9 protein-coding genes are annotated in these 13,949 nt (G+C 46.2%); all 9 read right to left on the bottom strand.

What is annotated here, in order from left to right; translation table 11 throughout:
- Window positions 1-114 precede the first annotated feature (114 nt).
- The 9 genes from AACR11_RS11125 to AACR11_RS11085 all read right to left on the bottom strand — a co-directional run bounded on the left by AACR11_RS11125 (window position 115) and on the right by AACR11_RS11085 (window position 13,139).
- A complete protein-coding gene (locus tag AACR11_RS11125; RefSeq protein WP_009703764.1) occupies window positions 115-2,523 on the bottom strand; it encodes a GH36-type glycosyl hydrolase domain-containing protein in 2,409 nt (802 codons plus the stop codon).
- Between the two features lie 86 nt (window positions 2,524-2,609).
- On the bottom strand, window positions 2,610-4,529 hold the full coding sequence (locus AACR11_RS11120) for a beta-N-acetylhexosaminidase (RefSeq protein WP_029790360.1): 1,920 nt from the start codon (window positions 4,527-4,529) through the stop codon (window positions 2,610-2,612).
- Between the two features lie 8 nt (window positions 4,530-4,537).
- On the bottom strand, window positions 4,538-5,428 hold the full coding sequence (locus AACR11_RS11115) for an N-acetylglucosamine kinase (protein ID WP_029790361.1): 891 nt from the start codon (window positions 5,426-5,428) through the stop codon (window positions 4,538-4,540).
- Window positions 5,429-5,430: 2 nt separating this feature from the next.
- Window positions 5,431-7,170 (bottom strand): glycoside hydrolase family 9 protein, encoded by a 1,740-nt coding sequence (locus AACR11_RS11110; protein ID WP_079324727.1) that lies wholly within the window; start codon window positions 7,168-7,170, stop codon window positions 5,431-5,433.
- 71 nt (window positions 7,171-7,241) lie between these two features.
- Window positions 7,242-8,237 (bottom strand): ABC transporter ATP-binding protein, encoded by a 996-nt coding sequence (locus AACR11_RS11105; RefSeq protein WP_005446311.1) that lies wholly within the window; start codon window positions 8,235-8,237, stop codon window positions 7,242-7,244.
- A gap of 48 nt (window positions 8,238-8,285) precedes the next feature.
- A complete protein-coding gene (locus tag AACR11_RS11100; RefSeq protein WP_005446313.1) occupies window positions 8,286-9,269 on the bottom strand; it encodes an ABC transporter ATP-binding protein in 984 nt (327 codons plus the stop codon).
- Window positions 9,270-9,271: 2 nt separating this feature from the next.
- On the bottom strand, window positions 9,272-10,297 hold the full coding sequence (locus tag AACR11_RS11095; protein WP_009698735.1) for an ABC transporter permease: 1,026 nt from the start codon (window positions 10,295-10,297) through the stop codon (window positions 9,272-9,274).
- Window positions 10,298-10,299: 2 nt separating this feature from the next.
- On the bottom strand, window positions 10,300-11,286 hold the full coding sequence (locus AACR11_RS11090; RefSeq protein WP_005446316.1) for an ABC transporter permease: 987 nt from the start codon (window positions 11,284-11,286) through the stop codon (window positions 10,300-10,302).
- 170 nt (window positions 11,287-11,456) lie between these two features.
- Complete coding sequence (locus AACR11_RS11085) at window positions 11,457-13,139, bottom strand: ABC transporter substrate-binding protein (protein ID WP_005446317.1); 1,683 nt, start codon at window positions 13,137-13,139, stop codon at window positions 11,457-11,459.
- Window positions 13,140-13,949 lie beyond the last annotated feature (810 nt).

Below are 13,949 nucleotides of genomic sequence, written 5' to 3'. Positions count from 1 at the left end.
CGATAAGAGCGGCATCCCACCGCTTCTTAAATCTTTGCTAGCGAACCGATGCGCTTATCAAACTCAAGTGCACCGGATAAACCAAAAGGGGAGAAGGACTCCCCTAAAAGATGATTAACCTAGAGTAACGATAACTTCGTTTACTGAACCTTGTGCTTGAACTGGCACCGATGCACCACTTACCGCCTCACCGTTTACGGTAATCGACTTAACACCTTTGCTCACTGAATCAGGGTTAACGACTTTGATGTTGTACGTTGCACCTAACCATTGACGAGTCACTTCGAAACCTGGCCAGTTCGTTGGGATACAAGGATCGATGGTCAGGCCATCGAAGCCTGTACGCACACCGAGGATAAAGTTGGTTACGGCGAAGTAAGCCCAACCAGATGTACCTGTTAACCATGGGTGGTTTGCACGACCGTGGTCTTGGTGGTCACGACCCATGATGAACTGTACGTACGAGTAAGGTTCTGCAATACGTTTTTCGATGATGTCGTTCTGGTTGTATGGGTTTAGTGCATCGTAGAACTTCATTGCACGGTCACCACGACCTAATTTAGCCTCAGCTACCCAAGCCCATGGGTTTGGATGTGAGAAGATTGCCCCGTTTTCTTTTACGCCTTGATAAACGCGAGTCACAAAGCCGATGTCATCGTTTGGTGTTGCGAATGATGGTGAATTTAGGTGTAAGCCATATTCAGAGAACAGGTTCTCATCGACTGCGTCCATCGCTTTTTCACCGCGCTCTTGAGATACCGCACCTGAAAGTACCGCAAGCGTGTTTGACTCAAGGTGTACTCGACCTTCCGCTTGTTGCGCTGTACCGATCTTGTCACCATTTTTCGTTAGACCACGGATGTACCAACCACCTTCGTCATCCCAAAGGTGTGTTTCACATGCTTCACGAACGTTTGCTGCCATTTCCGTGTATTTTTCAACGTCAGCTTGTTTACCTAAGTATTTCGCTAGGTCGATGAACTCTTGCAGTGCCCAGAAGTGTAGGAACGACACCATTGAAGATTCACCACCACCGAGGTTTAGACAGTCGTTCCAGTCTGCACGCAGACCTTTACAGATACCGGTTTGACCTACGTATTCAGCCGAGAAGTCTAGTGCTGCCTTCATGTGGTCATAAACCGTGGCATCACCCCCGTCAGCATAAGGGATCACTTCGTCGAAGAAGCTATGTTCACCCGTTTCCATCACGTACTTACAGATGGTTGGGACTAACCATAGATGGTCATCCGAACATGTGTCTTCGATACCGTGAATCTTGTCTTCATCAGACGGAGTAGGAACAACTGTCGGTGATTTCGATGGTTTAACGTCAGCTTTTTCTGGATCGAACCAATCTGGATCAAATAGGTGTAGACCATAACCCGCTTTCACCTGACCGCGTAGCAGGTCAACGATACGTTTACGCGTCATTGCAGGGTTAGCATGAGGAACTGAGATCGCATCTTGCGCTGTATCGCGGTAACCCAGACCAGTACGACCACCCACTTCGATGAATGAAGCAAAGCGAGACCAAACGACACAAGTTTCCGCTTGGTATAGCGTCCAAGCGTTGATCATGGTGTCTAGACCTTCGTTTGGTGATTTCACTTGGAACTTGCCACAACGCTCATCCCAGTGTGCTTTGATACCAGCAAATGCGTTGTCAACTTCTGCAAGATCTTGGTACTTAGCACGCAGACGCTCGCCGTTGCCTTTACCGATACCTAGAATGTAAGCAAAGCGAACTTCCTCACCTGGTTGGATGGTAAATTGCTTGTGCAGAGAGCCACAGTGGTTGTAACAAGTTTGTGCGGTGTTGAAACACTTACCTTGTTCCACTGCTAACGGATTTGCTTCGTCACGGTATAGACCAAGGAAGCTGTCACGTTGACCGTCGTATGAATCTGGGTCAAATGTTGAAGCTAGGTAGTAGAAACCTTCGAAATCGTTCGTGTTGTAGTACAGGTCGTACTCAATCACGCCTTCGTTGTAAGCCGTACCTGCTGAGTAAAGAGACATCTGATGGTTTTGGTTATCAGATTGAATGTGGCTGAATGAGAACTCAACAAATGAGAATGCGCTGATCGTGCGTGGTTTGTCAGAGGTGTTTTTAATCACTACATCCCAGATTTCAGCGTCTTCACCTTTTGGAACGAACAATGTTTTCGTCGCGGTAATACCGCTGTATTCACATTTGAACTTAGAGTAAGACAAGCCGTGACGAACTTCGTAGTTTGCTTCATCTAGGCTTTTCGCAACAGGTTGCCAAGAGATTGACCAGTAATCACCTGTCTCATCATCACGCAGGTAAACGTAGTGTCCTGGGCGATCGAATGTCGCGTTTGGACGGAATTTAGTAACACGGTTGTATTCTGGAGAGTTGTAGAACGAGTAGCCACCCGCGTTGTGCGAGATAACTGTACAGAACTTCTCAGTACCTAGGTAGTTTGTCCATGGTGCTGGTACGTCAGGGCGAGTGATGACGTATTCGCGATTCTCGTTATCGAAATAGCCGTATTTCATTTGTGTATTTCCTTTTTACTAAGCTGCGCCTGCAGCCAAAAATTTAAAAACTCTTTAAGCGTGATGCGTTGGCATCTGGCTTGGTATTACTTCCACGGTTTACGGTAATTCACTCCCTGCAAGTCAAGCAGAGGTAGGTGTCCTTTCAACCGTGATAAATAGTCGGTCCAATCGCGGTGTTGTTTTTCTGTCCAACATGCTTCTGCCATGGCAGTCAGGCGAGGGAAAATCATGTAGTCCATGCGCGATGGGTTGTTGATGATTTCGCACCATAGAGCGGTTTGAATGCCCCAAATGCGTTTTCTGATTGGATCGTCAGCAGGCACTTCTGCTAACGGCTCGTAGTTGTAAGCTTTCTCTAATGGCAGCGGGTTAGCCCAGTCTACTCCAGGCTCTTCTGGTGCGTAGTCTTGGGTCATATCCAAATAAGTAGTTTGTGCAGGTTGCAGCACCACATCAAAGCCTTGGCGAGCACAGTTCAATGCTGCTTCTTCGCTCAACCATGAGTAAATCACGGTATCTTTGCTGACCTTGTTGCCGTGTTGAGCTTCTTCCCAACCCAGCATGCGTTTACCCAGTTTGCGCAGTTTGTCTTCTGCATGACGCAGGAAGTGACCTTGCAGCTCTTTGTAATCGGTGTAACCCAATTGCTCCATTAGGGCTTGGCAAGCAGGACTTTTCGACCACACGCCGTTAGGCACTTCGTCCGCGCCAATGTGAACATAAGGAGCAGGGAATAGAGCAGCGATCTCTTCAAGTACTTTGTCGATAAACTCGTAACTGCCCGGAAGAGCTGGGTTAATGACATTATCGTTGTAATGCTGAATGCTGCGGTACTCAGTGGTGTCTTCTGCTTCAATTAACAGGTGAGGCAGAGACTTAATTGCGGCGCGGCAATGACCAGGTACATCAATTTCAGGAATGATGGTGATACCACGTTGCTCTGCAAATGCGATAACGTCTTGGATTTCTTCTTGCGTGTAGAAGCCGCCGTAGCGTTGAGATAAATGGGTGTATTGTGGCTCGATGGTTTCATCGATACCACGCCATGCGCCAATTTCCGTAAGCTGAGGCAGTGATTTGATCTCGACACGCCAGCCTTCATCGTCAGTGAGATGCCAATGGAACGTGTTGAACTTGTAATGCGCCAACAAGTTGATCAGGCGTTTTACTTGCTCTACGGAATGGAAATGGCGAGCACAGTCCAACATCATGCCGCGATAACGAAAGCGTGGGCTATCTATAATCGAACAGCACACTGCTTCCATGGTTTTGGTTGCTTCATCTCGTTTTAGTAGCTGCAATAAAGTTGCACAAGCATGGGTAAAGCCAGATGAAGAGCCTGCTTCAATCTTGATCGACTCTTCTGATACTTTGAGCTTATATGCCCCCTCATCCAGTGTTGGGTTGCTTTTGAAAATGATTTTGCCGCTGTTAGAAGAAGAAAGTGTAAATTGGTGAATACGCTGGAGCTCTTCTAGTAACCACGCTTTTGCTGAGTTAGCTAAGTCGGTATAAATTGCAACGCCAGCTTGTTCGTCAAAAGTGAACGAGTGGTCGCTGACTTCAATATGGTTTGGTTTTGGCAATAACGGTTGAGCGTGCGTTAAGCTTGCTGGAATATCGCTGCGTTCCCGATATGGTGAAGCCAAAACAATAGGGGTAACATCGACCTGAGCACGTTGAGGTTGACCATCAACAACAAAGTCGATCATCGCTTCATTAAAGCCATCCGAATAATAACGGAATGGGTTAGAGCCAATGCTGAATTCACAGTAATAGTGGTGGTTGGCAGCCAGCACTATACCTTCTGGTTTGAGTGTGCAAAAACTACCAATCTGAGTAAGTTGACCATTTGAAACGCTATCTGGAAGAATGTAACGATCGAAAGCAAAAGTTAAGCCCCAGCTGTTTAGGTCTTGGTCGCTCAAATTATGAAAGGTGAGTCCAAAGCGACAGTTTTGTTTTTGTTCAGAAAGGACCACTAAATCAACACGATATTCCATGTTCACTCCTACTCAACACTCACCGAGTAAAGGTTATGTTCTGGCTTACCAGCAAACATAATGGCCCCTTCAATCGCATCAAACTGAGGTTCAACCACCCACTGTTGAACTGGTGGAGATAACCAGTTCAGGATTCGCTCTGCGATACTGCCCATTAGGCAGATACGAGTAGCCCCACGCTTATTCAGCGCGACTAAGAACATTTCTATATCGGCTGCGGTTTGCTTTAGCATTTCAATCGCCAGTGCATCACCTTGTTCAGCATGTTGGAAAATTGCTGGAGAGAATTGACCGTAATCGCGAGGTAGAGCCTGCTTAGACCATGCCACTACGTTGTCGATATCATTTTCAAAATGTGCCATTACGTGTGCTGCTAGAGGTGTTTTTTCGCGAATGTCGTCTTCTGCCAGCAAGACTTGTTGGATTAGACGCAACCCCATGACTGCGCCGCCACCTTGATCGGAGATTGGGAACTCACGACCGCCAACGACATGTTGCTCGAGACCTTTGAGGAAAATGCCGCATGAACCTGTTCCTGCGATCATGATTGCGCCATCTTCACCGTTATGCGCACCAATACATGCTCCGTAAGCATCGGTATTGAGTGTCATACTGGCAAATGGGTGTTCCAAAGCCATGAATGCTTGCCAAGAGGTTTTATGTTCCGCACCTGCTAGAGCCAGACCTACGTGCATAGAAGCGAAATCTTGTTGAGTTAGCCCGCCTTGTGCTGCCGCTGAAGCAATAGATTCAAGAATCGACGCCATCGCGATGTCTGCGCCCAGCATGATGTTTGCACTGCCGCTTTTGGCTTCACCAATGAAGTTGCCTTGTGCATCTTTGATTCGAGCGCGGCATGACGTACCGCCTCCATCAATACCTACAAAATACATCCCCATGTTTATTGCTCCTTGAAGGCTTGAGAGTTGGCTAAAGTCGAGATGTGCTGAGCCTGACTCATCACCGCGAGTAGGAACCAAGCACCATGTGGGATCCATTGTTCACCCCAGCGCCAGTTCTGAAGCATGTCGTCTTTCTGCGCTGGTGGATTAAATGCAATGTCTTCCTCATCTTCGAAACCGCCGGTAATGCCATTACACACGCCACCTTTTGCATTGAAGAAACCGTATTGAGGAAGATAGTCCGGATTGTTACGACCATGACCATCCAACATACACATGTCGTATGGGTTCAGCCCCACAATCCAGTTAATAGAATCTTGTGCGAGTTTAGAAAGCTGCTGTTTTAGTGCTTTTGACTCAATGAAAGGGAGTGCCCCATAAGCCATGGTTGCCAGTGAACCTAAGCGAGCATTTTCACCTTGCCACCAGTAACCTGATTCGTTGTTGTGTGCGACAAAGAACGCATCACGTTTCGCTTCATCTACGCCTTTAACGTACTGGCGTGGGTACCCAAATGGGTTCTTAACTTTGTTGGTGATAGAGACTTCAAATTCACACGCTTGAGTGATGATTTGCTTTGCTACCGATGCGCGCTCAGAGTCGTCTTCGATGGTTAAGTATTCACATAGTGCGATCACTGGAAGTCCTGCTTCTGCTGCATGGAAGTAAGGTCGACTGCCATCTTGATTAGCACTCCAAAAGTGTTGAATGTACTCATCACTTGTTTGGCGAGTTGAAAGACGTTTTGCCCATACGCGGCTTTCTTCTAGGTAGCGTACCTCTTTGGTGGTCTTAAATAGCTCTACAGCGGCAAGAAGCGCACAGTATTCATCGATGATGTTCTCTTCAGCATCGTTCAAGTATTGGGTGTTGTGTTCTTTTAGGTGCCAGTAACCGTTTTCTGCCGCATTACGGTATTTTTGTTGGTCGAATTCGCCATGAACATCTAGTCGTGCTGCTGAAGCTAATGCTGCAATGCTGATGCCTGCACCTTGTCGATAGCCTGCTTGATAGTCATCGAACTTATGACCAAGTTGAGTTTCGTACGCGCAAATCTCGCGTTGCGCTGTATCTTTACTCCACTTGTCGAACACGGTCATGTAGAAGAAGCCTTTTTCATTTTGCATACGAACAAGGAAGTCTGCGCCAAATAACGCTTCTTCAACAAGACGAGTGGCCGTGAACTTAGCCAGTTTGTCGTTACCTTCGAGCAGAGATAACCCTTTCAACATGTTCCAAACTACCATCGGTGTCTGTTGTGGATTTAGGTAGTTTGCGTATGACAAATGGCTTAGATATTTACTGACGTCGCCCGATGCGTCATACCAACCGCCGTGAATATCTGCGGTTTCGCTAGAGTTAAGTAGCGGTGCTTGGCGATCTTGTTGATCGAAAATGCCGCCGCAGCGTTGAGATTTAAAATAATGGATCACATCAGACAGCGTACGATCGAGAAGAACATGCTCTCCAATCTCAAAGTGAGATGAGCGCAAATGATCGAAGCGAAGGTAGTAGTTACCGGGAGTGTTAAATGAAGAAAAGTCGACAAGGTAAAAATGACCTTGATGCCAGTTTGCCACTTTGCCTTGCTTTTCTACTGTCAGTGTCGCAACAGTTTGGTGGCTGTCGGCACAAACCAATAAAGCAGTATAAGAAGACAGACGTGGTTGACTCGTCTGGATGATCGCTTTCTTAGGACCCAGACGCTCGTAACCAATATGGTTAGTCAGTAGCAGCATTCAATTTCTCCGGGAAACAATAAAATACAAAGGGAAAAAGGGGTCAGATTGATACCTGACCCTCGTTATGATTAATCTTCGAATAAGTAACAACGAACAAAATGGTTATCGGACAATTGAGTCACACCTGGCAGTCGCTCACGACATTTTTCTGTGGCATGAACGCAGCGTCCTGCAAATGGGCAACCGACTGATTCTGGTGTCCACAGTGGGATTTCACCTTTGTTACCTTTCAACTTCTCGTGAATTGACTTCGATGGATCGGGTACCGCTGAAACCAGTAGTTGTGTGTATGGGTGTTGCGGATCGTGGATGATTTCTTCAGTGTCTCCCCATTCAACCATGTGACCCACGTACATAACTGCAAGATCTTCAGCAATGTAACGTGCTGTCGCGATATCGTGAGTGATATAAAGCAGAGACATTTGCTTCTCAAACTTCATCTCTTCCATTAGGTTGAGAACACCAGCACGGATCGATACATCAAGCATTGATGTTGGTTCGTCAGCCAATACCACTTCAGCACCAACCGCAATGTTGCGAGCCAAGTTCACGCGTTGACGCTGACCACCAGAAAGCTGGTGCGGGAACTTTTGTGCCGTCTCTTTTGGTGGAATCAGACCAACTTGTTCCAACAAATCATACACGCGTTCTTCCAACTCTTTCTTGTTGCCCGGAGCGATCTTTTTGTGGATCAGCAGTGGGCGAGCAATATGGTGGAAGATGTTGTGTGTTGGGTTTAGCGAGCCAAACGGGTCTTGCCATACCATTTGTACGCCTTCACGGTAGGTCATCAAATCGTGTCGAGAGGTGATGTCTTGGATGTCACGCCCTTTGTATTCGATGATGCCATCCGTTGGTGCATACATTTTCGCAATCATTTTTGCGGTAGTAGATTTACCTGAACCAGATTCACCTACTACTGACAAACCGCGGCTTTTGTACATTTTGAAAGATACGTCGTTGATTGCACGCATCTTAGATTGTTTGATTGAGTTACTGTTTAAAGGGAAGTCTTTAACGACATTTTTACCTTCAATCAGCAGTTCGCCGAATTGTTTGCTCATAATTCTCTCCAGTGTAATTTTCTTCTTAGCTAGCGTTATTTTTTGTTGTTAAACCTTAGCTTGAGCAATGGTGTCGCCGTACAAGTGGCAGTTTGAGAGACGACCAGGTTCTATTTGACGTAGCTGAGTTGGTACTCTTGTACAAGCTTCATGGACGCGGTCACAGCGAGCTTGGAAACGGCAGCCTTGTGGAACTTCTAATAAGTTCAGAGGGTTGCCCGGAATACCAGTTAATTTGGTCTTAGGACCAGTTAGTGGAGGGAAAGAGCTACCCAAACCTTTGGTGTAAGGGTGGTAAGGACTTTCCAAAATTTGCTTAGAAGGCGCGACTTCAATCAACTCACCCGAGTACATGATGCCGATGCGGTCAGAGAACTCGACCATCAATGACAAGTCATGGGTGATGAACAGAATCGAGAAGCCAAATTCTTCTTTAAGAGCGTAAATCTTTTGCAGGATTTCGCGTTGAACCACAACGTCTAGCGCTGTTGTTGGTTCATCCATGATGATCATTTTTGGATTCAGAGCCAAAGCGATAGCGATAACCAGACGCTGACGCATACCACCAGAGAACTGGTGCGGGTAATCGCTCAGACGACTAGGGTGGATATCTACGATTTCCAACAGACCTTCTGCACGTACTTTTGCTTGAGCGCGAGTCATGTTGGTGTGGCGCATAATGACGTCACAGAACTGCTCTTCCATCGTTAGTACTGGGTTCAAAGCGTTCATCGCACTTTGGAATACCATCGACATTTCGCTCCAGCGGAACGCTTGCATGCGTTCATCGCTGTATTTGAGGATATCTTCACCATTGAAAATAACCTCACCACCTGTGATAAACGCTGGCGGCTTATGAAGGCGCATTAGCGAGAAAGCAACAGTGGATTTACCACAGCCAGATTCACCAGCCAGACCGAATACTTCGCCTGGTGCAATGTCGAAGCTAACGTTGTTACATGCGCGGACATCGCCCGCGTCTGTAATGTAGTCTACGCATAGGTTACGGATAGAAATTAGTGGTGCAGTCATGATTATTTATCTCCGCTCCATAGTGCATTTTGTGGTGCCAATTCTGGCTCACGCTCTTTCTTGTCTTGTGCTGCCATTTTCTTCCAGCGCTTCATGCCTTTGTGAGAACGAAGTTGTGGGTTAGCAATTTCATCTACTGCAAAGTTCAGTAGAGCAAGACCAGTAACCAATAGAGTCAGTGCAATACAAGGAGCTAGCACTTCCCACCATGCTCCGATAAGCATTGCTGATGAAGTTTGTACGTTGTACAGCATGATGCCCCAACTGATGGTATTGGCATCGCCTAGACCTAGGAACGAGATGACGGCTTCTGTGTTGATTGCTAGCATTACCGAACCGATGAAGCTTGCGCCTACGATTGGGATAAGGTTTGGCAAAATCTCAACGAAGATGATGCGAATGGATGATTCACCAAGAACCTCTGCTGCTTTAACGAATTCTTTCTCGCGTAGTGCCATGGTTTGAGCTCGCACAACACGTGCACCCCAAGCCCAGGAGGTACCGGCGATAATCAATGCAATGGTGAGCGGTCCAGCCTCTCCGATGAAGGCTGCGAGTACAAAGAGCAATGGTAATTGTGGAATTACCAGCATAATGTTCATTGCAGCACTCAATACGTCATCGACACGACCGCCAAAGTAACCCGCTGAGATACCAATAACTGTTGCTAAGAAACACACGATAATACCCGCGCCGAAACCAACACCCAGCGATACTCGAGCGCCGTAAGCAACTTGAGACCAGATATCACGCCCCATACGAGATGTACCTAGAACGTGGTCTGCTTTTTTCGACATCAGCAGCGTGCGACGATCATCTGCTAGGTTTTTTGCAACCCAGCCATCAGGGTTATTTTGTGCTTGTTTTACAACAAAACCAGGGTATTCATGTGGGTTACCAGTGCGCTTATCTGGCGCATGTTGAGTAATCAAAGGTGCAGCTACTGCTACAAAGATGAATACCGAGATAATTGCCAAACCAACACGTGCGAACGTGTTACCTAAAATCAGTTTAAATAGTTCTTTCATGATTATTTGCCTCCCTTACGTAGGCGAGGGTCTAGAATCATGTACAGCATGTCAGCCATTAGGTTGAAGCAAAGCATGAACATCGTCATGATGATTAGCTGACCTTGAAGTACTTGGTAGTCACGTGCGTGAATTGCGTTAAGAAGAACCGTACCTAGACCTGGGTAGTTGAAGATCATTTCGATGATTAGCTGACCACCGATTGCCATACCTAGAGACATTGAAAGTGCGGTTACACTTGGTAGTAGTGCGTTACGAGCTGCGTAGTTGAATACCACACGGTTTTCACTCAGACCCTTACCTTTTGCCATCGTGATGTAGTCTTCAGCAAGAAGGTTGATCATGTTGTTACGCATGTTTACTAGGAAGCCACCGATCTGAACAATCGTCGCACAGAACAATGGAAGAATAGCGTGGTAACCAACGTCTTTTAGGAACTCCCAGCTTGTCCAATCTGGCACAGTACCCGGGGTGTATGCGTAGCCTGATGGGAACCACTTAAGACCGATGGCAAAGATGAACAGTGCTAGCATCGCGATTACCATTTGTGGAATCGCCTGAACAATAAGTGTGCCCGGTGTTACGAATGCGTCGTATCGGCTACCACGTTTCCAAGCTGCGAAGATACCTAGTACAGAAGCAATCGAGAACGATAGCACTACTGCAGTACCTGCTAGGAACAATGACCAACCGAATGCACCACCTAGTAGAGAGTTAACTGAAAGCGGGTAGAACTGGATAGAAGTACCTAGCTCCCAGCTTAGAATGTTTTTGATGTATGACAGGTACTGAATGTAAATTGGACCATCTACGAAACCTAGCAGCTCTTTCATTGCTGCGATTCGCTCTGGCGTTACCTGTACTGATGCGTTAGCAAACATCATGGTAACTGGGTCACCAGGCATTGCTCGCGGAATAATGAAGTTTAACGTCGCTGCAACCAAGAGCGCGACAAGATAGAACGACAAACGTCTTAAAAAATAACCCATAACTCACACCTTACTCACCCAGATTTTTTCCCTGTTTCTGGTTTCAGGTCGCTCCTAGCGAAATTTAGAGCGAAAAATCCCCTGACGACGAGCGCCATATGTTGGTTTGGTCACAAGGGGATTTTTATAGGCGGCACACGGGATGTGTGCCGCTAGAAATGAACTTCTACTTATTTAACTGGTTTTAGGTCCAGTACGTGAAGTAGACGCTCTGGGATACCAGCCCAAATGTTTGGACGGCCCTTAGGATTTTCTTCGTTCCACCAACCAGTGAAGCGAGTTGTGTTGTATTGGTACATGTAAGCACCAGACATCACAGGGATAGTAACTTGGTCTTGAGCGATGATTTGCTGAATACCGTGAGCGATTTCTAGCTGCTCTTGCTTGTCAGCTGTCTTGTAGAAGCTGTTTAGGAGACCATCTAGCTTGTCGTTCTTGTAGAAGTGCATCGCGAAGCGAGGCATACCGTCACCAGATTGTAGTGCTGAGTTGTAAGCACTGTTCCAGTAAGTATATGGGTCTGCACCGTGGAAGTAGTTGGTGTATGCAACGTCGTAAGTACCTTCAAGCATTGCTTGGTTGTACACAGAGAAGTCTGGCGTACGAGCACGTGCTTTGATGCCTACTTCTGCAAGTTGCTCAACAGCAAGCTGTACAGTGTTGTTGAAGTCAGTCCAACCGTTTGGAGATTGGATCAGTAGCTCGAAAGACTTACCAGATGGCGTATCAACGAAACCGTCTTTGTTTACATCTTTAAAGCCAGCTTTCGCTAGAAGCTTCTTAGCACCTTCAGCGTTGTACGAGTTGTAACCTTTGTACTTGTCGTGAGTCTTCTCGTCAGACCAAGCTTCGAATGCATAGCCAAGACCTGATGCGAAGTCGTTCACTGTACCGCCGCCGTAGAATGCGATATCAATGATAGTTTGACGATCAAGAGCCATAGAGAATGCGCGACGGAAGTCAACGTTAGTTAGTGCTTCGTGCTTCGCTGCATCTGGGTTCTTGAAGTTAACTACGAACGCTTGAGTACCTGCTGGCGGGTACCAGTAGTGGTGTTTAGGACTTGCTGCTGCGTAAGTGCGGTCGATGTCTGGAACGAATGAAGAAGTCCAGTCCATTTCGCCGTTAACAATCTTACCTAGGAACTGGTCGTTGTTCGCGATTTGAGGAACACGCAGACAGTCAACGTCTAGGTTAGCTGCATCCCAGTAGTTCGGGTTTTCACACTGGATGTATAGTTGCGGAGTGAAAGTGTCGATCTCTGTAAACGGACCAGTACCTACTGGGTTCTCGTTCGTGAACGTTGAAGGATCTTTTACTTTGCTCCATACGTGCTTAGGTACGACTGGTACTTTAGCAATTTCGTAAGGAACGTTTGAGTTTGCTTCGCTTAGACGGAACTTAACTTTGTAATCGTTAACTTTCTCTACGCCAGTAACCCAAGAGTTGATACCAGATTGGTCTAGTTCTGGCTTCTCTTTTACTAGGTTGAAAGAGTAAACAACGTCATCAGCGGTAAACGCTTGACCGTCAGACCATTTCACGCCTTTACGAATGTCGAAAGTTACGCTCATTAGGTCGTCAGACATTTGGAAGTTTTCTGCTAGACGGAATACTGGCGTGTTGCCGTGCATTTCGTTGAAAACAACTAGTGGCTCGTAGATAAAGTCAGTAGTTGTGTGCAGGTTTGTTGCACCCAAGAAAGGGTTAAAGTTACGAACAAAAGTTGTAAACTCTTTAGGGTGGATAGTCAGTTCACTGCGCTCAGCGGCTGTAGCTACTGATGCGAAACCTGTAGTAGCCGTTGCAATAATTGCTGTTGCTAGTGCTGTTTTTTTAATATTGGCAAGCATAGCTGTTCCTTACTATTTGCTTTCATTTCACTAATGGAATTGAATGTCATCAATTGATAAACACTCTCCAAGGCCCACCTCTTCGCTTCACTGTAATTTGCGTCGCTCTAAGAGTGGCCTGTAGGCCTTAGGCAGGAGTAAGAAAACACCTTATCCACAAAATAATCAAACTCGATTCCCGTTAAAAACGTTAAAAACCATACCAACTCCGTCATAAACGTCATTTTGCTCGTTTTTAAGTCACCCAAGGCTAAAAAATAAACGTTGATATGCGTCGCAGTTTATATCCGCTTTAATATTGTGTGTTAGTGTTCACTTACTTAATTATGTAGTCATATAGCGGCTTTTCTGTGGTTGTATTGCATTGGGGATCTGGCTCACACCTGAAATTTTTGTTAATTAACTAGGTGAAATTTAATCTGCCGTTCTGTTGTGATTGACTTCGCAATCTGTATCAAATGTTGCTCAATTTTCCCTTGTTGAGGAAAAATAAGTGCGTTTTAACAGCAAAAATGGGCTGCTGATTATGCTTTTTTTATTCAGGAAAGGAAGTGTTTTAAAGGTACTTTTTAAGAAAATTTACGGTAAGGAATGAGCAAGGAATAACACGACTTGAATTGTTTCTACAAATGCCGTTGCTTTTGGTTTTGATAGCTTGCTTCCAGCTTCTTATACGTTAATTGCTCAGTCCCATCGCTGCTCTGTAAGCTCCATTGCTTGCTTCTTACTGTGAGTATGGAGAAGCATTACTGCGCAATGGATAATGGCAGGGATAAAAAAGCCCCGCCTAAGTGGCGGGGCTAGTATTTG

The organism is Vibrio sp. L85, assembly GCF_963871815.1.
In the GTDB taxonomy this organism is placed as follows: domain Bacteria; phylum Pseudomonadota; class Gammaproteobacteria; order Enterobacterales; family Vibrionaceae; genus Vibrio; species Vibrio harveyi.
Note: the sequence above shows the minus strand (reverse complement) of the source record. Positions and strands in the feature narration are given on the sequence as shown.

Coding starts and splice junctions, on each gene's coding strand:
- AACR11_RS11125 (WP_009703764.1), bottom strand. CDS start 2,523: ATGAAATACGGCTATTTCGATAACGAGAATCGCGAATACGTCATCACT.
- AACR11_RS11120 (WP_029790360.1), bottom strand. CDS start 4,529: ATGGAATATCGTGTTGATTTAGTGGTCCTTTCTGAACAAAAACAAAAC.
- AACR11_RS11115 (WP_029790361.1), bottom strand. CDS start 5,428: ATGGGGATGTATTTTGTAGGTATTGATGGAGGCGGTACGTCATGCCGC.
- AACR11_RS11110 (WP_079324727.1), bottom strand. CDS start 7,170: ATGCTGCTACTGACTAACCATATTGGTTACGAGCGTCTGGGTCCTAAG.
- AACR11_RS11105 (WP_005446311.1), bottom strand. CDS start 8,237: ATGAGCAAACAATTCGGCGAACTGCTGATTGAAGGTAAAAATGTCGTT.
- AACR11_RS11100 (WP_005446313.1), bottom strand. CDS start 9,269: ATGACTGCACCACTAATTTCTATCCGTAACCTATGCGTAGACTACATT.
- AACR11_RS11095 (WP_009698735.1), bottom strand. CDS start 10,297: ATGAAAGAACTATTTAAACTGATTTTAGGTAACACGTTCGCACGTGTT.
- AACR11_RS11090 (WP_005446316.1), bottom strand. CDS start 11,286: ATGGGTTATTTTTTAAGACGTTTGTCGTTCTATCTTGTCGCGCTCTTG.
- AACR11_RS11085 (WP_005446317.1), bottom strand. CDS start 13,139: ATGCTTGCCAATATTAAAAAAACAGCACTAGCAACAGCAATTATTGCA.